The organism is Salegentibacter sp. 24, from assembly GCF_004362395.1.
Classification (GTDB): Bacteria; Bacteroidota; Bacteroidia; order Flavobacteriales; family Flavobacteriaceae; genus Salegentibacter.
In genome coordinates this window covers 1-23,873 of record NZ_SNWE01000005.1, presented here as the reverse complement: position 1 = coordinate 23,873, position 23,873 = coordinate 1, and the positions used below count along the sequence as shown (strand labels likewise).

General features: G+C 39.0%; 16 protein-coding genes. 10 read left to right on the top strand and 6 right to left on the bottom strand.

Annotation, left to right across the window (positions count from 1 at the left end; genetic code table 11):
• The 4 genes from DET49_RS04595 to DET49_RS04580 are packed head-to-tail and all read right to left on the bottom strand — an operon-like array spanning window position 1 to window position 5,234.
• The gene (locus DET49_RS04595; RefSeq protein WP_133546925.1) at window positions 1-1,155 is read right to left on the bottom strand and encodes an endo-1,4-beta-xylanase; all 1,155 of its coding nucleotides are present in this window, start codon (window positions 1,153-1,155) and stop codon (window positions 1-3) included.
• A complete protein-coding gene (gene uxuA, locus DET49_RS04590) occupies window positions 1,152-2,330 on the bottom strand; it encodes a mannonate dehydratase (protein WP_317130299.1) in 1,179 nt (392 codons plus the stop codon). The genes DET49_RS04595 and uxuA overlap by 4 nt, the downstream gene beginning before the upstream one ends.
• A 1-nt stretch (window position 2,331) precedes the next feature.
• A complete protein-coding gene (locus DET49_RS04585; protein ID WP_133546923.1) occupies window positions 2,332-3,075 on the bottom strand; it encodes an SDR family NAD(P)-dependent oxidoreductase in 744 nt (247 codons plus the stop codon).
• Window positions 3,076-3,086: 11 nt separating this feature from the next.
• Window positions 3,087-5,234, bottom strand: a complete 2,148-nt coding sequence (locus DET49_RS04580; protein ID WP_133546922.1) for an alpha-glucuronidase family glycosyl hydrolase — start codon at window positions 5,232-5,234, stop codon at window positions 3,087-3,089.
• Window positions 5,235-5,403: 169 nt separating this feature from the next.
• Here DET49_RS04580 and DET49_RS04575 point away from each other — a divergent pair, with 169 nt between their 5' ends.
• The 7 genes from DET49_RS04575 to DET49_RS04545 are packed head-to-tail and all read left to right on the top strand — an operon-like array spanning window position 5,404 to window position 13,454.
• The gene (locus DET49_RS04575) at window positions 5,404-7,605 is read left to right on the top strand and encodes a glycoside hydrolase family 3 C-terminal domain-containing protein (protein ID WP_243729518.1); all 2,202 of its coding nucleotides are present in this window, start codon (window positions 5,404-5,406) and stop codon (window positions 7,603-7,605) included.
• 22 nt (window positions 7,606-7,627) lie between these two features.
• Window positions 7,628-9,043 carry a glucuronate isomerase gene (uxaC, locus tag DET49_RS04570; protein WP_133546921.1) on the top strand — a complete coding sequence of 472 codons (1,416 nt, stop codon included), beginning with the start codon at window positions 7,628-7,630 and terminating at the stop codon, window positions 9,041-9,043.
• A 2-nt stretch (window positions 9,044-9,045) separates the two neighbouring features.
• Complete coding sequence (locus DET49_RS04565) at window positions 9,046-10,044, top strand: sugar kinase (RefSeq protein WP_208109620.1); 999 nt, start codon at window positions 9,046-9,048, stop codon at window positions 10,042-10,044.
• A 4-nt stretch (window positions 10,045-10,048) separates the two neighbouring features.
• On the top strand, window positions 10,049-10,720 hold the full coding sequence (locus DET49_RS04560) for a bifunctional 4-hydroxy-2-oxoglutarate aldolase/2-dehydro-3-deoxy-phosphogluconate aldolase (RefSeq protein WP_133546919.1): 672 nt from the start codon (window positions 10,049-10,051) through the stop codon (window positions 10,718-10,720).
• Complete coding sequence (locus DET49_RS04555) at window positions 10,717-11,697, top strand: TRAP transporter substrate-binding protein (protein WP_133546918.1); 981 nt, start codon at window positions 10,717-10,719, stop codon at window positions 11,695-11,697. Before DET49_RS04560 ends, DET49_RS04555 begins: the two co-directional genes overlap by 4 nt.
• On the top strand, window positions 11,690-12,166 hold the full coding sequence (locus tag DET49_RS04550) for a TRAP transporter small permease (RefSeq protein ID WP_133546917.1): 477 nt from the start codon (window positions 11,690-11,692) through the stop codon (window positions 12,164-12,166). The genes DET49_RS04555 and DET49_RS04550 overlap by 8 nt, the downstream gene beginning before the upstream one ends.
• A 1-nt stretch (window position 12,167) precedes the next feature.
• Window positions 12,168-13,454, top strand: a complete 1,287-nt coding sequence (locus DET49_RS04545; RefSeq protein WP_133546916.1) for a TRAP transporter large permease — start codon at window positions 12,168-12,170, stop codon at window positions 13,452-13,454.
• Window positions 13,455-13,461: 7 nt separating this feature from the next.
• On the opposite strand, the gene DET49_RS04540 is transcribed toward DET49_RS04545, so the two are convergent.
• Window positions 13,462-14,496 (bottom strand): LacI family DNA-binding transcriptional regulator, encoded by a 1,035-nt coding sequence (locus tag DET49_RS04540; protein WP_133546915.1) that lies wholly within the window; start codon window positions 14,494-14,496, stop codon window positions 13,462-13,464.
• Between the two features lie 157 nt (window positions 14,497-14,653).
• Between DET49_RS04540 and DET49_RS04535 the strand changes: the two genes are divergently transcribed.
• On the top strand, window positions 14,654-16,315 hold the full coding sequence (locus DET49_RS04535) for a glycoside hydrolase family 43 protein (RefSeq protein ID WP_133546914.1): 1,662 nt from the start codon (window positions 14,654-14,656) through the stop codon (window positions 16,313-16,315).
• A gap of 76 nt (window positions 16,316-16,391) precedes the next feature.
• Here DET49_RS04535 and DET49_RS04530 read toward each other — a convergent pair whose 3' ends face one another.
• Entirely contained in the window at window positions 16,392-17,492 is a 1,101-nt protein-coding gene (locus DET49_RS04530; RefSeq protein ID WP_133546913.1) for a glycoside hydrolase family 43 protein, read from the bottom strand.
• A gap of 1,069 nt (window positions 17,493-18,561) precedes the next feature.
• Here DET49_RS04530 and DET49_RS04525 point away from each other — a divergent pair.
• Both DET49_RS04525 and DET49_RS04520 read left to right on the top strand, forming a co-directional pair.
• A complete protein-coding gene (locus DET49_RS04525) occupies window positions 18,562-21,633 on the top strand; it encodes a SusC/RagA family TonB-linked outer membrane protein (RefSeq protein ID WP_133546912.1) in 3,072 nt (1,023 codons plus the stop codon).
• A gap of 12 nt (window positions 21,634-21,645) precedes the next feature.
• The gene (locus tag DET49_RS04520; RefSeq protein ID WP_133546911.1) at window positions 21,646-23,589 is read left to right on the top strand and encodes a RagB/SusD family nutrient uptake outer membrane protein; all 1,944 of its coding nucleotides are present in this window, start codon (window positions 21,646-21,648) and stop codon (window positions 23,587-23,589) included.
• The last annotated feature ends 284 nt before the right edge of the window (window positions 23,590-23,873 follow it).

The following is a 23,873-nucleotide window of genomic DNA, read 5'->3' as shown; positions in this document are numbered from 1 at the left end:
TTATGGGGTTATTGTTTCTGGTTGGGTTTCAAAGTCAACCACTTTTTCGTAGGCTTTTTTGCGTTCAAAGTTTTCATCAAATAACAGGGGGTAATTTTTCCTTCCCTCCACAGGATAAGAATCCAGCCAGGAATATTTATCAGAAATATTCCAAAAGGTAACCCCGGTTATTACGTCTTTATAATCTCTGAAAACTTCAAAAAACATATCGTAGGCCTCAATTTGTTTTTGCTCCAATTCAGGAGTAAATTCATCTGATTCGCCTTCTTTGAGTTCTCGGCGCTCTTTTTCCCAGGGATAAAGAGAAACGTCAAGTTCAGTAATTTGAATCTCCAGTCCCAGATCGGAATACAGGTCTAAGGCTTTCCTTAATTCTGCTTCAGAAGGCCCGTAAATAGACCAGTGAGCCTGGATTCCTACCCCATCAATCGGGGCATCATTTTCCTGGAGGTATTTTAATAGTTCAATAATCCTATCCCTTTTTTCAGGAATAATGGCATTATAATCATTATAGAACAATTTAGCATCTGGATCAGCTTCCCTGGCATATTCGAAGGCTTTGACTAGATAATCTTTTCCTGCGATCTCGAGCCATTCTGATTCCCGGTAAACTTTAGTTGAATCGTCTGCAACAGCTTCGTTAACGACATCCCAGGCATATATATCATCTGCGTATCGGGTTACAACCGTATCTATGTGGTTTTTCATCCGTTTCAAAAGCTCATCCTTACTGACTTTTTCACCATTTTCATCTTCAAAGATCCATCCGCCGGTTTGCTGATGCCATACCAGGGCGTGGCCCCGCATTTTTAAATTGTTTTTTTCTGCAAATTCGGCTAGGGCATCGGCATCTTCCCAGTAATACCTGTCTTTTTCGGGATGAATGGGTCCCATTTTCATCACATTCTCCGGGGTAATGCTGTTGAATTCGCTTTTGATCAAGGCTGCCGATTCCCCTTTGATGGAATTTGGCGCCACTGCGACCCCCATTGGGAAATAACCTGCGTAATAATCTTTAAGTCCCATTTCCGAAGATTCCTCTGTTTGGGCCTTGCCTTGTTTTTCTTCCGAATCTGTATTTGATTTACAACCTGTAAAGATTGCTGCTATTGCCACAATATATACTGATTGATGAAGTAATTTTATTGAATTCATAGTTTTAAGTTAAATGATTCCTGCAGGCCTAATTCCAGTCCTCGCAATTCTGCAAGACCTTTTAATCTTCCAATAAAGGAATAGCCGACATAGTAGTTTTTATGAGCTTCCAAGGTATGTAGATAACCGTGATCGGGACGCATAGGAATGCTTTCTTTTCGCTTTTGAAGCGTATTTACAATACGTTTCACTACCGCTACCATAGGTACGTCCCCGTTTAAATGATCCGATTCCATAAATACACCGGTAACTTTCTTCTGGACATTTCTTAAGTGTAAAAAATGAATTCTGCCTTCAAATTCATCGTAAATCTTAAGTAGGTCGTTATCCGGATTGGCTCCTAAAGAACCAGTGCAGTAGCAAAGACCATTGGCCTCGCTTTTTACCTGATTAAAGATAAACTTCAGGTCCTTGTAATTGCTTACCACACGAGGTAATCCCAGTACGGAAAATGGCGGGTCATCCGGATGGATAGCAAGGTTTATTTTACTTCTCTCAGCTATGGGGGTAACTTCAGACAAAAAATGAACAAGATTTTCCCGTAGTTTTTTATCGGTAATATGCGAGTAGGAATCCAGAAGACCTTTAATAATCTCCGGGGTGAAATTTTCGGTGCTACCAGGCAGGCCTAATAGAATACTTTTGAATAGTTCCTCCTTTTCTTCAGCCGAAAGATTATTGCCCAGTTCTTGAGCTGCGCGAACCTGCTCTTTCGTGTAATCCCTTTCTGCATTTTTTCTTTTTAATAAAAACAGATCGAAATATATGAATTTCAAAGGATCATATTTAAGTACTGATGCTCCTGCTTCATTTTCGTGAAAATGATCTGTGCGAACCCAATCCAGGACGGGCATAAAATTATACGCTACAACAGCAATGCCACACTTGCCAATATTATGGAGGCTTTTCTTATAATTTTCAATGTATTCCTTATAATTTCCAGATCTTTTTTTAATATCCTCATGAACTGGTAAGCTTTCAATTACGCTCCATTGCATACCGAAACTTTCAATGAGGTTTCTTCTTTCAGTTATAGCTTCTTTGGTCCAAATGTCCCCCACCGGGATTTCATGCAAAGCGGTGACTATCCCACTTATACCTGCCTGTTTTAAATCTTTGAGCGATAGTACGTCGTTGGGACCATACCATCGCATAGTTTGTTTCATTGAGATCATCCTAAAATCCTATTGAGTTCCCACCATCTACCGGCAGTATAGTTCCTGTAACAAAGGCCGACTCTGAAGTTGCGAAATAATAAACTGCATCTGCGATATCCGATGGTTGGCCTAATTTTCCCATTGGTGTTCTTGATAGAACCCTGTTTTTTCTTTCAGGATCGTTATCCAAAGCCTTTCTGGACATATTGGTTTCAATAAAGCCAGGGGCCACAGCGTTTACCCGAATCCCAAATTGAGCCAGATCTACCGCCATTGCTCTGGTCATCCCGTCAACCGCAGTTTTGCTGGCTGAATAGGCGATAACTTTAGGGATACCATATTGCGCGGCCATTGAGCTTATATTAATAATGCTTCCTGAATTTTGCTTTTTCATAATTTTAGCTACTTCTCGACTAATTGCGAACAATGCCAGTACATTGGTGTGCAGAATATTCTGGAATTCATTGTTGGTTACCTCAAGAAATTCTTTTTTCATATTGATTCCGGCATTGTTCACCAGGATATCTATTTGTCCGGCTTGCTTTCCTATCTTTTCTATGGCCTGGGGAATTTGATCCAGGTCATTGAGATCCAATATAAACGGAATCGCATTTTCACCTAATTCCTCACAGGCTTTTTCGGTTTTTTCTTTATTTCTTCCGTTAACATATGTTTTTATGCCATTGTCACAGAATTTTTTAGCAGTTGCAAAACCAAGTCCGGCGTTAGCACCGGTTACTATCGCTGTTAATCTTTTACTCATTTATATAGGTTTTAGTTCCAGGAGGGGCTTATGCCCGGGGCATAAGGAAACTCCAGTGATTTGTAGTATTCAAGGCTATGTTCGGGCTCTGGTACCCCGGCAGGTAATTCCATATCGGAAAATTTCTGAAAATAACTCAAGCATGCATTTCTCCACCATTTGGCTTCTTTTAATTGAATTTCCAGTAACATCCTGACTTTTTCGAATTCTTGTTCATTTACATATTGCTCCATCTTTTTCCAAGTAGATAACATTTCTTTTACCTGATCCACGCCCATTTGGTAATGCAAAGCTAAATTTGTCCAAAGGGTCTTTCCGTTTTTCATTTCATAATCCCAAGGAAGGTGGTGAAACCATAACAAGTATTTTTCAGGCGTAGTTTCTGGAGAATCATATTTTTCCTCTATAGGTTTAGCATATTGTGATAAGGCATCACTTCCGGAAGTTGTTCTATCAAAACCAATTCCTTTCTTATCAGCATTATGATAATAAACCGGGTTCCATTCAGGCCGGCTAAGATTGTCAACCCATGGACCGGGTCCATAGTGATGTCCAGTAGCCATAATGTGATGTAATCCTAAAGGGGTCATATAATTCACCACGGCCTCACGTGAGTCAATTAAAAGATCAGTCATTGGTTGCACAAAATCTTCGTCATTGGAAAAAGTAAGTCTCAACCATTCACGGGCAATTTCTCTGGCTTTCATATAGGGGTCCCAGGCAAGTCGTCCAAAGCCGTACCAATTGGCCTGGCCAAAAGGATGCCCCGTCCAGTTTTTTGCAGTTCCAATATTTGCAACCCCGGCCATTCCGGTTAATTCTCTATTGGGAAGTGTGCCATCTATAATTTTAGCCACAGTAGAATTTTCACCGTTTGCATAAGTATCTTCTTTAAGTGTTTCTTCAAAAAGTTGGGGAAGAAAAACAAGGTGTGAACTGAAACCCAGATATTCCTGGGTTATTTGAAACTCCATCATAAGGGGAGTATTCGGCATCGCACCGAACATAGGGTGAAATGGTTCCCGGGGTTGAAAATCTATCGGACCGTTTTTCACCTGAATAAGTACGTTATCAGCAAACTTACCGTCGAAAGGGACAAATTCTGAAAAAGCCTGTTTAGCCCGATCATCTGGATCATCCTCAGAATAAACAAAGGCTCGCCACATAATAATTCCATCATGCGGTGCTACGGCCTCTGCCAGCATATTGGCCCCATCCACGTGTGAGCGACCGTAGTTATTGGGACCAGGCTGGCCTTCAGAGTTTGCTTTTACCAGGAAACCACCAAAATCCGGGATTTCCGCATAAATTTCATCCGCCTTATTTTTCCACCACTCTCTTACTTCTTTATTTAAAGGATCTGCTGTTTCCAAATCTCCTGTTTCCATAGGGGCTGAGAATCTTGCAGTAAGATAAACCTGTATGCCGTAAGGACGAAACACCTTGGCCAGGGCTTTGACTTTATCAATGTATTGAGGAGTCAATACCAGGGAATTAGCATTTACGTTGGTAAGAACGGTTCCGTTAATGCCAATAGAGGCATTGGCCCTGGCATAATCTTTATATTCAGGTTTTATAAGGCCGGGTAAATGATGCCAGTCCCAAATGGAAAAACCAGCGTAACCACGTTCTACTGTGCGATCTAAATTATCCCAATGATTTAATACTCTTTTTTGGATTTTAGGTTCTTCTTCAATTTCTAAATTAGAAATATTATTCCTTTGTTGGATTTCACGTAATAATCCAAAAGTTCCGTATAAAAGAGCAATATCGGAGTTTCCGGTAATTACAAGTGTTTCGCCCTTTTCCAGTGCGATTATGGAGTAGCCTTCATCCCCTAGGGAATCGGTTTTAATTTCGCCTTTAACTGAGACCGGCAAATTATTATGAGTTCCTATTATTAATTTGTTAGAGGTTCCAGATTTGTGGTTTTTAAATTCAAACCCTGCTTTGGCAATTTGGAGCTCTTCTCTAATAGCCGCTATTGTGGAAGAGTTGCCAATTAGTTCTATATTACTGAAATAGGAGCTTACTTTTTCTTTATATTCTAGCTCATTAATTTTCTTGTAATCCAGCCAGAGGTCGTATCCTTCCTGGGCGGAACTATTGAAGGTGAGAAGTATGAAAAGTGCGAAGACTATAGTTTTCTTAAAATTCATCAGGATTATATCAAACGATTGCGAGTCGAAAATTAGACAAAAAAAGCTTGCTAACAAAATTTTTTATGCAATCGGTTGTGTTTATAATAAAAATATCCTTTATTTGTTAAGACTTTTTTAAGAAAAGAGATCTTTTTTGAGTACATGACAACTTTAATCCCCTAAAATTATGAAATATAACGTTTTGGCAGCTGTAGTTGCAATTTTTTTCTTGCTGACCTGGAGTGATCTAACCGCACAGGAAGAAGTTGAGAATTATAAATTCAATGATGAATCACTTCCAATAGATGAAAGAGTAAGTGATTTAATCAATCGATTGACTTTGCAGGAGAAATCGCTGCAAATGATGCATGATAGTCCAGCGATTGAACGATTAGGTATACCTGAATACAACTGGTGGAACGAAGCATTACATGGGATAGGACGCTCAGGTGTCGCTACGGTATTTCCTCAGGCTATAGGTATGGGAGCAACTTTTGACGAGAATTTAATTTTTGAAGTGGCATCGGCAATTTCTGATGAAGCACGTGGAAACCACAATACTGCTGTAGAAAATGGATATAGAAGACAGTATAGCGGACTTACTTTTTGGACCCCGAATATCAATATTTTCCGAGATCCGCGTTGGGGTAGAGGGCAGGAAACCTACGGGGAGGATCCTTTTTTAACTTCCAGGTTGGGGGTTGCTTTTGTTAAGGGTTTACAGGGTGATGATGATAAGTATCTCAAAACCGCTGCAGCTGCAAAACATTATGCAGTTCATAGTGGACCGGAAAAATTGAGGCATCAGTTTAATGCCGTAGCTTCTCAAAAAGATCTTTGGGAAACTTATTTGCCGGCTTTTGAAGCTCTTGTAGATGCGGATGTAGAAACTATAATGTGTGCTTATAATGCCACCAATGGAGAGCCTTGTTGCGCTAATAAATACCTGCTCAATGATGTACTTCGGGAAAAATGGGGGTTTAAAGGTCATGTAGTTAGTGATTGTTGGGCATTAGAGGATTTTTATGGGGGGCATAATGTAGTGGAAACTCCTGTGCAGGCCGCAGCCTTAGCTATAAAGAGCGGGGTTAATTTAAATTGTGGTAGTGTGTACCCATCATTAGTGGAAGCAGTTAATCAGGGATTGGTGACTGAAGCTGAGATAGACGAACGTCTTGCGGTCCTTTTAAAAACAAAATTTAAACTTGGTCTCTTTGATTCCCCATCCAATAACCCGTATTCCAAACTCTCAGCGAAGGATATTAATACTGAGGAGCACAGGGCCCTGGCAAGAGAAACGGCTCAGAAGTCTATTGTTATGCTTAAAAATAACGGAGCACTACCTTTAAAAAATGATCTTGCAAAATACTTTATTACAGGCCCCAATGCTACCAGTATTGAAATTTTATTGGGAAATTACCATGGTGTAAACCCAAATCTAGTGACCATTTTAGAAGGGGTGGCCAGCGCCATTGAGCCTCAAAGTCAGTTGCAATACCGCCAGGGAACTCTATTAGATCGTCCTAACGCAAATCCACAGGACTGGGCTTCGCCTAACGCTGGCAACAGCGATGCTACTATCGCTGTGCTTGGAATTTCAGGGGTTCTGGAAGGGGAAGAAGGAGAATCTATTGCTTCTGAAACCTTTGGGGATAGGCTGGATTATAATCTACCTGAAAACCAGTTGAATTATTTGCGAAAATTAAATGAAGCTGCCGGGGATAATCCTGTAATTGCAGTGATTACCGGGGGAAGTCCTATTAACCTTCAAGAAGTTCACAAACTGGCAGATGCGGTTTTAATGGTTTGGTATCCTGGTGAAGAAGGTGGGAATGCGGTAGCCGATATTCTTTTTGGTGAAGTTTCCCCATCTGGAAGATTACCAATTACCTTTCCCATGTCTTTAGATGATTTGCCTCCTTATAAAGATTACTCGATGAAAGGAAGAACTTATAAGTATATGGAGGAAGAACCAATGTATCCTTTTGGATACGGCTTAAGTTATTCAAAATTTCAGTTTTCAGATATAGAACTCTCAAAGGAGAAAATCAGCAAAGGTGAAAATTTAGAGGCTAGTATCGTGGTTTCCAATGTTGGAGATCGTCAGGCCGATGAGGTCGTACAGTTGTATGTTTCCGATGTGGAGGCTTCTGTAGAAGCGCCAAAATATCAACTCTACGGTATTAAAAGGCTAAATTTAAAACCTGGTGCTTCCGAAAAAATCACTTTTGAAATTACTCCTGAAATGATGGAACTTGTGAATAACAAGGGGGAAAGCGTATTAGAAAAAGGAGATTTTAATGTTTATATAGGAGGTTCCAGCCCTTCTGATAGGAGCCTGGAATTAGGGGCCGCCCAATTTAAGGAAGCAGTATTTACATTAAGATAATAACCGAAAAGACGGACTTAAGATGATGAATTTTATTGAAGATGATTTTCTTCTTGAAAATAGGTATGCCAAAGAGCTGTATGAGCGCTACGCTGAAAATATGCCTATCATAGATTACCATTGTCATTTACCTGTAAAGGATATCGCAGAAGACAGGCAGTTTAAAAACTTAACCGAAATCTGGATTGCGGGGGATCATTATAAATGGCGCGCAATGCGGACTCTGGGTGTTGATGAGAAATATATTACAGGAGATGGCACCGATGAAGAGAAGTTTGAAAAATGGGCAGCAACCATTCCTTATACACTGAGGAACCCACTTTATCACTGGACGCATTTGGAATTACAGCGTTATTTTGGTATAACTGATTTGTTAAGTGAAAAAAATGCAAAAAAGATTTACACTCAATGTAATTCATTGCTGGCCACTCAGGCCTATTCCACAAGAAATTTGCTAAAGAAAATGAATGTGAAAGTGGTATGCACCACAGATGACCCTGCCGATGATTTAAAATATCATAAAAAAATTGCTGAAGATGGTTTTGAGGTGCAAGTGCTTCCTACATTTAGGCCTGATGCCTTCCTGGATATTAAAAGTGATGCCTATTCATCTTATTTGAATAAAATTGGTAAACAAACCGAAATAAATATTAAAGATTTTAATTCTCTTGCTAGGGCAGTTGAAAAAAGGGTGGATTATTTTCATCAACACCGTTGCAGACTTTCAGATCATGGACTGGAAAGAATGTATTCGGATGATTTTTCAGAAAAGGAAATGAATGACCTGGTTAAAAGGAAATTGGCAGGGGAGGAGATTAATACTGAAGACGCAGAAAAATATCAGTCGGCATTACTGCTTAAACTGGGAGCGTTTTATGCCAAAAGAAACTGGACCATGCAGTTACATCTGGGACCTGTGCGAGATACCAACTCGAAATTACTTCAGCAGATCGGCAAGGATGCAGGAGTTGACAGTATTGGTGATTTAAACCAGGCTAAACCCCTTGCGAAGTTTCTGGATACCTTAAATAAAAAAGATGCGCTTCCTAAGACCATTCTTTACAATGTGAATCCTTCAGATAATGAAGTAATGGCTACTATGGCTGGGAACTTTATGGGGAATACTACGAAGGGAAAAATCCAGCACGGCTCTGCCTGGTGGTTTTTAGATCAGAAAGAAGGAATGGAAAAACAACTGAATTCATTATCTAATATGGGATTGATCAGTTGTTTTGTTGGAATGTTAACCGATAGTCGAAGCTTTCTTTCGGTACCAAGGCACGAGTATTTTAGACGGGTACTGTGTAATTTATTCGGAAAAGATATTGAAGCCAAAGAGCTGCCCGAAGATATAGAATGGATTGGAAAAATAATTCAGGATATCTGTTATTACAATGCTGAAGCTTATTTTCAATTTTCAGATTTAAACAAAAAATAATTATGAATAAGCTGGTAAGCCTGGGTGAATTATTAATGCGTCTTTCTTGTGAAAATGCACTTAGGTTTTCACAGGTTGGTAATTTTAACATTGATTATGGCGGCAGTGAAGCCAATGTGCTAATTACCGCATCAAACTTTGGATTGAACACTGAATTTCTGAGTGTTCTGCCTGATAATGATCTAGGTAAAGCAGCCTTAAGCGATCTACGAAATAACAAAGTTTCCATAAAGCATATTAAATTTCAAGGAAATCGGTTAGGTCTTTACTTTCTAGAAGCCGGAGCAATTAATCGACCAGGGAAAGTTATCTATGATCGCGAAAATTCAGCATTTTCAGCTATAGACCCTGAATGGTTCAACTGGCGGGAAATTTTTAAAGATTGTCATTGGTTTCACTGGTCCGGGATTACACCGGCGATCTCAGCAAATGCTGCGAAGGTTATTTTACATGCGCTTAAGCTGGCTAAAAGCAAAGGAATTAAAATTTCTGGTGACCTTAATTACCGGGGTAATCTCTGGCAGTACGAAAATGCAAATCCCAAAGAAACCATGAGTGAGCTTGTAGCGGAAACCGATGTATTATTGGCAGGATCCTATGCATGCGAGCAATTTTTTGATATAAAAAATGTTAAAAGTAATTCAGAACTTTCTGCAAATTTAAAAGAGAGATTTCCATTGTTAAAACAGATTGCTATCACGAATCGAAAGGAATTGAATGCTTCCCATCACAAATGGTCAGCAGACCTTTTTACTGGTACTACATTATTATCATCCAAGGAATATGATATATACCCTATAGTAGACCGCGTGGGTACGGGAGATAGTTTTATGGGAGGGCTTATTTACGGACTCCAGCAGTTTAGTGATCAAAAGGCCCTCGATTTTGCTACTGCAGCTTCCTGTCTAAAACACGCTATTGTCGGTGACTTCAATCAGGTAAGTAAGGAGGAAGTATTAGAATTGATTGAGGGGGATGGTTCGGGACGAATTAAAAGATAACATTATGAAAAGACTATCCAGGCCAGAAATTGCCCTAGAAATGAAGAATTCGGGGCTTGTACCGTTGTTCTATAACCAGAACGAGGAACTCGTTAAAGAAGTGGTTTATGCAGCGTATAAAGGAGGCGCAAGGTTTTTCGAATTTACCCATCGCGGGGAGTTAGCCCACGAGGTTTTTACAAGCCTGGTCAAGTATTGCAGGGAACATTGTCCCGAAATGATACTTGGTGTTGGCTCAGTGACCGATGCCGGATCCGCAGGTCTTTATATAAACCTGGGCGCAGAATTCGTGGTTAGTCCGGTGATAAGGAAAGATGTGGCAAAAGTATGCAACAGACGAAAAGTGCTTTACCTTCCGGGTTGTAGTACTTTAACAGAAATAAGTCTTGCCGAAGAATTAGGATGTGAAATAGTAAAATTGTTTCCAGCTGCCGTTTTAGGACCCGATTTCGTGAAGGCTATAACAGCGCCACAACCCTGGACCTCAGTCATGCCAAGTGGTGGTGTAAGTCTTGATACGGAAAATTTAAGAGCCTGGTTTGAGGCAGGGGTGACTTGTGTTGGAATGGGGTCAGCACTAATTCCGATGGATGCAGTTAAAAATTCCGATTTTAAAACCATTGAGAGTAATGTGTTCCGGGTTTTGCAGATAATTTCTGAAATAAGGTCCGTATGAAGTTTTTATTAAAAATATTAATGATCCTAGTTCTTTTTGCTTCCTGTGAGCAGAAAGAAAATGTAAAATCTTTAAAACTTGCTCATAGCTTAAGTCAGGATCACCCTGTACACCAGGCTTTGATGTTTTTTGCCAAGCGCGTAGCAGAAAAATCTAACGGAAAATTAAAAGTAGAGGTTTATCCCGGCGGACAATTAGGTTCTGAAAGAGAAAGTCTCGAATTGCTACAACTTGGAGGCTTGGCTATGACCAAGGTCTCTTCGGCAGTTATGGAAAATTTTTCTCCAAAACTTCGTGTGTTCGGGTATCCCTATATATTTGAAGACAAAGAGCATCGCTATAAATTTTATGATAGCGATCTTGGTAAGGAATTACTTTTAGAAGGGGAGCAATACTGGTTAAGAGGACTTACTTATTTTGACGCAGGTAGTCGGTCTTTTTACACCAAGGACACCCCTATCCAAACCCCCAGTGATTTAAATGGTCTTAAAATAAGGGTAATGCAAAGTCCCACCGCAATTAGTTTGGTTAAAAGCCTGGGAGGTTCGCCTACCCCGGTCTCCTGGGGAGAACTTTATACCGCTTTGCAACAAGGTGTTGTAGAGGGTGCTGAAAATAATCTGCCAAGTTTTTACAGTTCACGCCACTATGAGATCTGTAAAAATTTTTCATTGGATGAACACTCCGCAGTGCCTGATATCCTGGTGATGAGTACGCAGATATACAATAAGCTTTCGGCAAAGGAAAAAGAATGGATTCAGGAGGCAGCAGATGAAGCTGCAGTAAAGCAAAGAGAATTATGGGAACTGGCCGAAGTTAAAGCTTTAGAAGCTATTAAGGAGGAAGGAGTTGAGATTACCTATCCAAATAAGGAATTATTTAAGGAGGAAAGCGATCAAATTATTAAAGACCTAAAAAAGGAAGAACCTGCTTTATATAATATTATTCAGCAAATTAAAAATTTAGAGGATGAGTAAAAAGCTGAATTGGTTTTTGGAATGGTTGGTGGTTTTTCTGATAGCTATTATGTTATTAAGTGTTCTTTGGGGGGTATGCAGTCGTTATCTATTGGCAGATCAGAGTTCCTGGACAGATGAGTTGGCGCGTTATATGCTGATTTGGGTAAGTATTTTTGGAGCAGTTTATATTTCTGGTAAAAACGCACATATTACCATAGACTTGCTTCCGAAATTTCTAAGCATAAAGACGAAATTAAATCTGGATTTAATAGTACAGTTAATCATTATTCTCTTTACAACGGCTATTTTTATAATAGGTGGTGGGCGGTATGTATATGTATCCTTCAAGCTTGAACAGACTTCTGCGGCATTAGGTTTACCAATTGGTTTTGTTTACCTGGTCCTGCCTATTTCAGGATTAATGATCATTTATTTTAAGACCGTGCAGATGCGTCAAACCTTTAAAAAATTAAAAGAGCAAAAATAGCATGGAAATTTTTATCCTTATTTTTAGTTTCATTGTACTGGTAGCAATCAGGGTTCCTATTGCCTGGAGTATTGGTATAGCTTCAGTTTTGACCTTGTTGTTTAGTATAGATACTATTGCAGCCTTTACAACCATTGCACAAAGGGTGGCTACTGGCTTAGATAGTTTTTCTTTGTTGGCTATTCCATTCTTTATACTCGCCGGGCATTTAATGAATAGTGGCGGGATTGCAAAAAGATTGATAGAATTTGCCAAATCTCTCGTAGGGGCCCTGCCAGGAGGATTGGCTCACGTGAATATTGTTGCAGCCATGATGTTTGGGGCTATCGCTGGCTCTGCTGGTGCCGCTGCGGCTGCCATTGGGAGTTTTATGTCTGAGAGAATGGAGAAAGAAGGATATACTAAGGAATACGGGGTAGCTGTAAATGTGACTTCTGCCACAACTGGTCTTTTAATCCCCCCCAGTAATATATTTATTATTTATTCCCTTGCCAGTGGGGGAGTAAGTATAGGGGCATTATTTTTAGCAGGTTATCTACCAGGAATTCTCACGGGTTTAATTTTGATGATCATTGCTTTAATTTGGGCTAAGAGAAAGGGCTTTCCAAAGGGAGAAAGAAGCTCTATCGGACATATCGTTCGATCTTTTTTTGATGCCCTACCCAGTTTACTCTTATTAATTATAATTATAGGAGGTATAGTTGGTGGTATTTTTACTGCTACAGAAGCTTCTTCGGTGGCGGTAGTGTACTGTCTTATTCTGGCCTTTATTTATAAAGAACTAAACCTGCCTAAACTTAAGAGGGTACTGGTAGAATCTGTAGGGACAATTTCCTTAGTGATGCTTCTTATCGCTATGTCTATTGCTATGTCCTGGGTGATGTCCTATGAAAATATTCCCCAGGAAGTAACAGCAAGTTTATTGAGTTTCAGTGATAATCCAATAGTGGTTATGATTTTAATAAACTTAATACTATTGTTCGTAGGAGCATTTATGGATATGACTCCTGCCGTTTTAATTTTTACTCCCATATTTCTACCTGTTGTTACAGCTATGGGTATAGACCCGGTACATTTTGGAGTGATAATGATTCTTAACTTATGTATCGGTCTATGTACACCACCAGTAGGTTCCGTATTATTTATTGGGGTAGGAGTTGCCAATACTACCATTCAAAAGGTAGTTAAGCCATTATTACCGTTATTCGTGGGAATGCTGATCGCTTTAGTACTGGTTATCATATTCCCTTTTCTTAGTCTATGGCTTCCTGAATTATTTGGGTTTTAATTGTTGGCTACTTTAAATTTCTGTTACTGGAGTTTCTTACAATAACCTCGGTATCCAACATGGTGATTTCAGATACCGCGGTATCTAACTTACGAGTTGCGTGTTCTAAAATTTTTTTGGTGGATATTTCACCCATTTTTATAGCCGGATGAGAGACAGTAGAGAGCGTTGGCTCAACAATTCGAGAGATAGGGTCATCATTGAATCCAATAATTGCGAGTTCCTGTGGAATTTTAATTCCTTTTTCCTTGGCGTACAAAATAGCACTTACTGCAGCCGTATCATTGGCCGAGAATATTCCATCAGGAGGATTTTCAAGCTTTAATAATTTTTTGGTTGCTTTTTTACCTTCTTCAAAACTTAGGGTTTTTAGATCTAAAATTAATTCTTCATCAACCTGAAGTCCGTGTTCATTAATCGCATCCAGATAGCCTTTTTTCCTGAGATGGTATACGTTGACATGTTGGGCTCCTGCGAAATGGGCGATCCTTTTACATCCCTGTTCTATTAAATGTTTTGTGGCACGGTAACCTGCTGCATAATTATCTATGATAACTCGGTACGAATTAAAGCTCTCGGGCACCCTGTCTACAAAAACTATAGGAATATTCTGTTTTACGTATTGATCGAAATGACTAGTGTCCTGGGTCTCCATTCCTAAAGAAACAATTAGACCTCCAATGCGTGCGTCATACAATGCTTTAGCATTTTTGACCTCGTTCTCATACTTATCATCGGATTGTGTGATAATTACATTGAAATTAGACTTCCGGGCTGTTTTTTCTATCCCTGTAATTAAAGAAGCCTGGAATGGGCGATTAATTCGCGACATCATGATTCCGATGGTCTTAGTAGTGTTATTTCTCAAACTTGCTGCCAGAGCATTGGGTCGGTAACCAAACTCTTCTGCCGTTTTTTGAACCTTTTTAGTGGTTTTTTTTCCAATGCTTTTATGATTGTTTAAAGCTCTGGAAATCGTGGAGGGAGAAAAATTTAGCTCTTTGGCTAAATCGTAAATGGTAACTTCTTTTTTCTTTTTCATCAATTTAGGCTAATTTCATGCAACAAAATTACGAAACATTTCATTAATGTTGCGTGAAAAGATTCGTTTTTGATAAATAATTATTGACCTTATTTTCTGGGACTATATATTTATGATAATTAATGTATATTTGAAACAACAATCGATTGCGTATATTATGAGAAAAATACTTTTTAGCATCCTAGTTTTATTATGTTTCAATACTTCCTTAGCTCAGGAAAACTATTTAAATCCCATTTTAGCGGGATGGTATCCTGACCCGGCCATCACCAGTGATGGAGAGGGAAATTATTATATGGTTCATTCTACCTTTGCTTTTTATCCCGGAATACCGGTTTTCCATAGCACCGATTTGGTAAACTGGAATCAAGTTGGGAATGTGATTCACAGACCAGGTCAGGTAGACTTGCATGGTTTCGGGACTTCCCGTGCAGTATTTGCTCCAGATATTAGTTATAATAAGGGTACCTATTATTTAACTTCTACTATAGTAGATGGAAAAGGTAATTTTGTAATGACCGCGAAGGATCCGGCAGGTCCCTGGTCAGATCCGGTTTGGCTCCCAGAGGTTAGCGGGATAGATCCCGGTTTGTTTTTTGATGACAACGGAAAATCTTATTTGGTGTATAACAGTGAGGCACCCAATAATGATCCATTGTATTCTGGACACCGAACTATTCGAATGATTGAATTCGATGAAAAAAAACTAAAGACAATAGGTGAGAATCGTATTTTGGTCAACGGAGGGGTAGATATTTCTACCAAGCCAGTTTGGGCTGAAGGTCCCAGAATTTATAAACTTAATGGTTATTATTATTTAATGACCGCCGAAGGAGGTACTGCAGTGAATCATTCAGAAATGATTTACAGGACTAAAGATATCAATGATCAATTTGTACCCTATAAGGAAAATCCAATTTTAACCCAACGTCATCTCGATCCTGACCGTGATAATCCTATTACTTCCGCGGGACACGCCGATATTGTGCAGCATCCTAATGGCGACTGGTATGGTATTTTTCTTGCTGTAAGACCTTACGAAGGGGATCTTTACAATACTGGGAGAGAAACTTTTTTAACTCCTGTAAAGTGGGTAAATAACTGGCCCGTTTTTGATTTGGGCGGGGAGGAAATTCAATATTCTTATCCTTTACCGGATGGAGTGAAAATAGAAGAGGACTTATTTCCTTTAAACGGAAATTTCACATTTAAAGAGAGCTTTGATAAAGAGAAACTACCTTTAAACTGGATAATGTTAAGAGATCCTAAAACTGTGTGGTACGATCTTAAGAGCGCAGCAGATGGTATTAGCCTTAAAACCCGACCTGAAACTGTAGAAGGGAAAGCAAATCCTAGTTTTCTTGGCCACCGTCAACAGCATTTGGAGGGAACGGCTTCACTTTCCGTTGCTTTTGAAGCCAAAGCTGAAAATGAGAAAGCTGGTCTGCTCGCTTTCCAAAATGAAAATCATTATTATTATGCAGCTTTATCGGTAAAAAATAAAAAGCCAGTGGTAGAGTTATATAAAGCTGATAAATTAATGGAATCGATAGTTTTAGATAAAAAAGTTAACAAGGTTGATTTTAAACTGGAGTTTGAAGAGGATGATTACACATTTTATTACAAAATTAAAAACGACTGGAAACAGTTGGGTAAGACACAAGACGGTGAATTTCTTAGTACTAAGGTTGCAGGTGGTTTTGTTGGGGTTACATTAGGTCTTTATACAACTTCTAATGGACTGGAGAGTGAAAATCATGCGCTATTTAACTGGTTTGAGTATAGTGGTGATGATGATGTTTATGAAGAAATTCCTTAGTGCAAACTTGAACTGTATTTGATAGAATTAAAAAAGGCGGAATTATTGGTTCCGCCTTTTTTTTAAAACAGTTTTATTAAATTTCCTCGTAACTTTTTAAGGTTTTAATTTTACCTTCTTCATCATATTCAAGTTCGGCCATTTTCATACTTCTTAGGTATGTTTTACCCTCAGAGAGTGAGCTGTCGTGATAGAATAAGTACCATTTGCCTTCATATTCCACGATAGAGTGGTGATTCGTCCAGCCCACAACTGGTTCTAAAATTACCCCTTGGTAAGTGAAAGGTCCATAAGGACTATCGCCCGTGGCATAGGCAATTTTATGCGTGTCTCCGGTAGAATAAGAAAAATAGTACTTATCCTTGTATTTATGAACCCATGCGGCTTCAAAGAATCGTCGATCGTTATCACCGGTTGTGATCGGCTCTCCGTTTTTATCAAGTATCTGAATATCTTTTGGTTCCTCAGCAAAGCTTAGCAGGTCATCACTCAACTTAGCAACTTTAGGAGCAACCGCAGGCTGATCATCTTCAGGATAGGAGTCTTCATTTACATATTCTCCGGTTTGCCATCTTTGTAACTGGCCTCCCCAAATACCTCCAAAGTACATGTAATATTCATTATCAGAATCCTTAAATACAGCCGGGTCAATACTAAAACTACCTTCTATTGGGTTTTCTTTAGGAGTAAAAGGACCAGCAGGATTATCAGCTGTGGCTACTCCTATTTTAAAAATATCATTTTTATCCTTTGCAGGGAAGAACAGGTAGTATGTACCATTTTTTTCAGCAGCATCAGGCGCCCACATTTGTCTTTCTGCCCAGGCTACATCTTTCACATCTAACACTTTTCCATGGTCGGTAACCTCACCATTTGGTGTTTCCATGGAGTAAACATGGTAGTCTTTCATATTAAAATGGCTTCCTGAGTCATCCTCAGGTATTCCGGAATCAAAGTCGTGAGAGGGATAAATATAAATCTTATTCTCAAATACATGTGCCGAAGGATCTGCAGTATAATGATCAGTAATTAGAGGTTCTGAGGTATATCTTATGGTGTCTTGTTGCGCTATGGAATCTTCAACAGTTCCATTTTCTTTATTCTGTTCTTTGTTTTCCTTACAACCAACAGCAATTAAGGCTGGTAATAAGATTGAAAGGCATCGTTTTAATTTCATTTTAAAAATTGTTTTTAGTGTTTCAGGTAAAAATATAAAAAAATCAATCGTATTCGTAAGTTACTTCATTTAATATACCCCTGTTTAATGGTATTTGTTTGAAATTGGTTCTAAAATAATCCAAATAATTAAACAAACGATTGCGCATCCTTACAAGGACTTTAAATTTATTTCTACTTAGCCATTTAAAAATGAACTTCTCTAACAGGGTATGCTGGGTTTAAAACGCTCTCTTTCGGTCCTATCTAAATGCGTTGGTAATATGAAGGTAATGAGCGAGGAAAACAGCTCGTAAAGTGAAACCAGAATTTCTTTAATGGAAATTTGTAGTTCCTTAAATATTATTCTAACACTGAAACCAATAATTTAAGTTATGAAGTGTTTCGTGATTTGCAGATATAGAAGATGAAAAAGGGAAATAGGTTTCTGAGAGATAAAATGCAGAATATAGCAGACTGAACTTTAAGACTTATCCTGATTTTCTATCTATGCAGCCCGGTTTGAAAGCTCGCAATTTGTACTTATAATTTATCGGTTATTGGGAGTCGATGCTGCACAAGAAAATTTCTTGGAATTAGATGGAGTTATTTCTTATGTTATTAAATGGATAAAGGGAAAATTAGTTAGAAGTAGGTCCTTTGAATGTTAGCACCCGTTGGATAGATAGACTTCCCGGTTTCTTTTGCTGGAATCCATCATAAGAAGATAAGAGATCCTCAATTATTAATTAGATTATGGTCTTGCTAAACAATGAGCTCCATAGCGCATATTTTTAACTTCCTAGCATTTTTTATGACGATGAAATTTAGATGGGTTCATATAATTTCACTTCAAATTTGTTTTTTTTAATTTAAACTCAATCGTATTCGCTAAAATGTATATTTTTAAAACATTAAAAACCAATATATTAAACTTGTATATTATAGTTTTTTAAAGAAATTTATACATTTTTTAACGCAAACGATTGCGCAAAACATGATTTCTTGTATATTTATCATTGTAGAAAATTTTAAACCAGTTTTTTGTGAACTCAGTAAACTAACACACAAATGATTAAATATTCGAGAAAATGAAAGAAAAACTATTAAGTTATTGTTTAAGTATGAAGCATGTCTTGTTATTGCCAGTTTTTTTGGTATTAACGGGTTCGATTTACGCTCAGGAAATTACGGTTTCAGGAACTGTTACCGACGGGACGATGCCATTGCCCGGTGTAAATATTTTTGTAAGTGGTACCGACATCGGTACTGCTACAGATTTTGATGGAAACTACAGCCTTTCTGATGTGCCATCTGATGCTACCCTGCGATTTAGTTTTATGGGGTATGTTACACAGGAGGTGCCAGTAAATGGAAGGACAGAAATTGATGTAACTATGCAAGATGATGCTGAAGCTCTCAGCGAAGTTGTGGTAGTTGGATACGGTACCCAAAGAAAAGAAGCTGTTACCGGATCTGTATCTTCCATTGGCGGAGAAGAGCTAAGGGAAGTCCCATCGGCAACCATCTCTGAATCTTTATCTGGACGACTTCCTGGGGTTCAGCTTTCTCAAACTTCTTCTCAGCCAGGATCTACACAACAAATTCGTATTCGTGGTGTACGATCATTGAATGCAAGCAATGATCCGCTTATTGTATTAAATGGTGTTCCGTTTGCTGGAACATTAAATGATATTAATCCAAATGACATTAAAAGCTTGGATATTTTAAAGGATGCCTCGGCCACCGCTATTTACGGATCCAGGGGAGCTAATGGGGTTGTGTTAATCACCACCAATGGAGGACAAATAGGCCAGGAAGCTCGGTTTAGTTACGATGCTTTTTACGGAGTGAAAACAGTCTTCGGAGAATATCCTATGATGAATGGCCCAGATTTTATAGCTCTTCGTGAGGAAGCAGGTCTCTATAGTAATGGTCCAGATGAATCAAACGATGTGAATACTGATTGGCAAGACCTGTATTACGAAAACAGTATGATTGTTAATCATAATTTAGGGGTTTCTGGCGGATCCGAAACAGGTAGCTATAATGCCAGTCTTGGATATACGAAAGATGAGGCTATTATTCCGGCACAAAATTTCGAACGTATTTCTTTGAATGCAACGCTGGATCAGAAAATTGGTGACTATGTACGTGTAGGATTATCCAGTAATAATAATTATTCAGTAAGAAACGGAATGAACCTGGGAATGTATGGTGTTTTAAGTAGTTCGCCAATTGCGAATCCATATAATGAAGATGGTTCGTTAAAAAGAATAATCAGCATGCCATTGGATGATCAATGGGTTTATACCCGTGAAAGTATTGAAGCCTTAGGTGATGCCTGGATAGATAAGAGTAGGGAATTTGGTTCTTATAACAACTTTTTTGGGGAAGTGAAAATGCCCTGGGTTGAAGGTTTGAGTTACAGGATTAACCTTGGTTTAAATTATAGAAATACAAATGGCGGAAGTTACACCGGGCAAGGCGTTTTTAGCCCTACCCCAGATAATCCTTCTCAAGCTTCCATTAATAACTCGACCACAACCAGGTATTTGGTGGAGAACCTCATTACTTACGACAAAACTTTTAATGATGTTCATAAGCTCAATGTTGTAGGGTTATACTCTATAGAAGAAACTTCCTTTAATAGCTCTAGTGTTGCGGCAAGGGGAATCCCTTCTGATAAGTTTCAGTTCTATAATTTAGGTCAGGCAACTGGAGAAATCATTGTTGATCCGGCTAATCAGGGGTATTATAAAAGCGGGCTAATGTCTTATATGGGACGTGCCATGTATGAATATGATGATCGTTACATGCTGACAGCTACCTTTCGCTCCGACGCCTCTTCCCGATTGGCTGAAGGTTATAAATGGAATTCTTACCCAGCGGTTTCAGCGGGATGGAATTTAGCAAACGAAAATTTTATGGATGATGTATCCTGGATGAATTCCTTAAAATTAAGAGTAGGATATGGTGAAACTTCAAATCAGTCGATCGATCCTTATTCGACCCTAGGACAACTTAGCACAAGGCCTTATAATTTCGGACCTGATAATTATGCTGTAGGTTACTATGTTAGTGAACTACCAAACTCTGAATTAGGTTGGGAATATTCCACTACCTATAACTTTGGGGTGGATTTCACCTTGTTCAATTATCGTTTAACCGGTACTGCTGAATATTACATAACCAATACTAACGATATTCTACTAGGGGTAGGTTTGCCGGCAACATCTGGAGTTGGGAGCTATACTGCTAACATTGGAGAAACTCAAAATAAAGGTTTCGAACTTGCTTTAAATGGGGTGATTATAGATAATCCTGATGGATTTCATTGGGAGGCTGGCTTTAACTTCTACGCGAATCAGAATGAACTGGTAGCTTTGGCTTCTGGTCAGCAAAGAGATGAAGCAAATAACTGGTTTGTTGGTAGTCCTATTAATGTGATTTACGACTATGAAAGAATAGGGATATGGCAAGAAGGTGATCCCTATTTAGATATCCTTGAACCAGGTGGAAATGTGGGAATGATTAAAGTAAAATATACAGGAGAATATAATGAAGATGGAACCCCGGTAAGACAAATTGGACCAGAGGATCGCCAGGTAATTAATACGATGCCTGATTTTCAGGGAGGGTTCAATACAAGGCTTTCATACAATAATTTTGACCTGAATGTTGTCGGAACTTTTCAAAAAGGAGGAACCCTTATCAGTACATTGTACGGTTCGTCCGGTTATCTAAATATGCTTAATGGTAGACGAGGTAATATTGATGTAGATTATTGGACTCCTGAAAATACCGATGCCCGATACCCGCTTCCTGGTGGTATCACCAGTGGAGATAACCCGAAATACGGTTCTACATTAGGGTATTTTGACGCTTCTTATTTAAAAGTGCGTGCAATATCACTTGGTTACAATTTTGACCAGGATTGGATTGAAAACTTCGGTTTTAAAAACCTAAGGCTCTATGGAACCATACAGAATGCTTTTGTTTTATTTTCACCTTATCATGATGAATCCGGAATGGATCCCGTTACCAACTCTTATGGCGATGAAAATTCAGCAGTTGCATCATATCAAAGAAGGTTGTTGACCATTGGTACAAACACTCCTTCTACAAGAAATTTCTTGTTAGGGGTGAATCTAACATTTTAAAAATATTAAACTATGAAATATATAAATTTTAAAGCTTCTATTATATCAGTATTGATATTAGCTTTACTAATGGTGTCCTGTTCAGATGAAATCCTGGAAGAGACTCCAAGAAGTACGTATGAACCCAGTTTTTTTCAAACTGAAGCGGGTGTATTAGGCGGATTAACCTCCATGTATGCACACCTGCGATATATTTATGGACAAGCTTATTTTTATAACACCACTTTAACGGGTACAGATGAAGTTACTTATGCCCAAAGTGCCGATCAGAACTTTCTGGTTATGGACTTGTCTGGTCAGGGAAATATAACTCCGCAGGACAGTAGGGCGGATGTGTTATGGGGTGCCGCATTTTCCAATATTAACACGGCCAGCGGAATTATTGAGAATGCTGGTGAGGTTGGAATTTCTGATGCTCTAACCGCCGAGGCACGTTTTTTCCGGGCTTTTGATTATTTCCTTTTGGTTCAAACTTTTGGAGGTGTACCCCTGGATCTTGGAGCAGGGGAATTGATGTTCAATACAAACCCCAGTCGGACCTCTACTAGAAATACGGTACCTGAAGTTTACACTAAGGCTATTTTTCCTGATTTAGTAACAGCTGTAGAAAATTTACCTGTAACCCCAAGGGTCACAGGAGGTGCTACTAAAACTCTGGCAAGACTTTATTTAGCAAAGGCTTATTTAACCTATGCATGGTGGCTTCAGAATCCCAATAATATACCCACTTACCCGGAAACAAGTCGAACCGATCCGGATGGTCATGATGCTCAGTGGTATTTTCAAAAAGCTTACGATATTGCCGTTGAAGGAATTAATAATCCTGGGCCTTTTAGCTTACAGGAAACATTTTATGCGGTTAATAATGCAGAAAATGATCGTAATAGTGAAATTCTTTTATATGCAGATCATACCGAGACCAGTGAATTTTACAATGCTGCGAGCTTAACTTACAGTGGAGGAGGAGCTCCGGAAAACTTTGCAGGTTGGATGATGACCTGGAATTATACTGTTCTTAGAAGTGCTACGGATCCTAATTGGGAAAATACGGTTAGCTCGGTTCAACGTGAGGATGATCAGTTCTTAGGCCGTCCCTGGACAAGGATGGCACCAACAATAGGAGTGCTTACCGAAACTTTTGTGAATAAGGATACGGATTCCCGATATGATGGTACTTTTACCAGTGTTTATAGAGGGAACTGGCCAAAGGCCGGTGTAGAACAAAACGTATTATATAATGCCAACGGATTACCTGTTTCTCCAGGTGATGCAATACTGACCTTCCTGGACGAACAGCCTGAAATGACCATAGATTACCCAGATGGCGCAGGTAGAAGTAATGTTGGAGCTGGAGTACTTCCTGGACGATCTGATTTTGTGATAGGACCACAAGATATTAGTAGGGTGGTTTATCCTGGATTATGGAAATTAGGACCATACCGTACAAATACTGGCGATGGGCTTGGACAGCCAAATGCTGCCAGCACCAGACCCTTTAATATTGCTAAATTCTCTGAACTATATTTTGTCGCTGCTGAAGCTGCTGTAAAAGGTGCGGTAACCCAAGGAGGCATGACAGCTAAGGACCTTATAAATGTTATCCGTGCTAGAGCAGGGAATTGGATTTGGGATAACAGTGCTAATGAAGAAAGAATAGCGGATTTTAGTGAAGAACTTGTAGCTCAGACCCCGGCGGAAATTGATATAAATTATATCCTGATGGAAAGGTCTCGTGAATACTATGCCGAAGGAAAAAGGTGGTATGATTTAATTCGAACTCAAAAATGGGAAGAATTGGCTTCTACTTATAGAATTGCTGGAAGTGAGTATGGAGATCATACCCCTCAAACAATTACTCGGAATATTGAGCCTTACCTATACCTGCGCCCTATTCCCCAAGGCCAGATTGATGCGATGGAAGGAGAAACAGAAAGTTATCAGAATCCTGGTTATTAAGCCTCTTAGTATGATAATGAACTTGTGAAAGAAATATTTATTAACACTGCAATAAATTTATATGAATTAGCCAGCAGTTGATAAGTTTAGTAAGTGTGTGATTGACCATCTGGTAGCTTTGGGCGCCAGATGGTTTTTTTTTGGCTACTTTTCTGGATTTGCTCATTTTCTTCTTTTTTTAGCCATGCTTAACCCGCTTTATTCATGAGTAGTTTAGCCAAAGAATTTTTTCAGATTGAATTATAGTTTTTGTTGAATCAGGAAATTTTTTGGTTTGTTTTTCT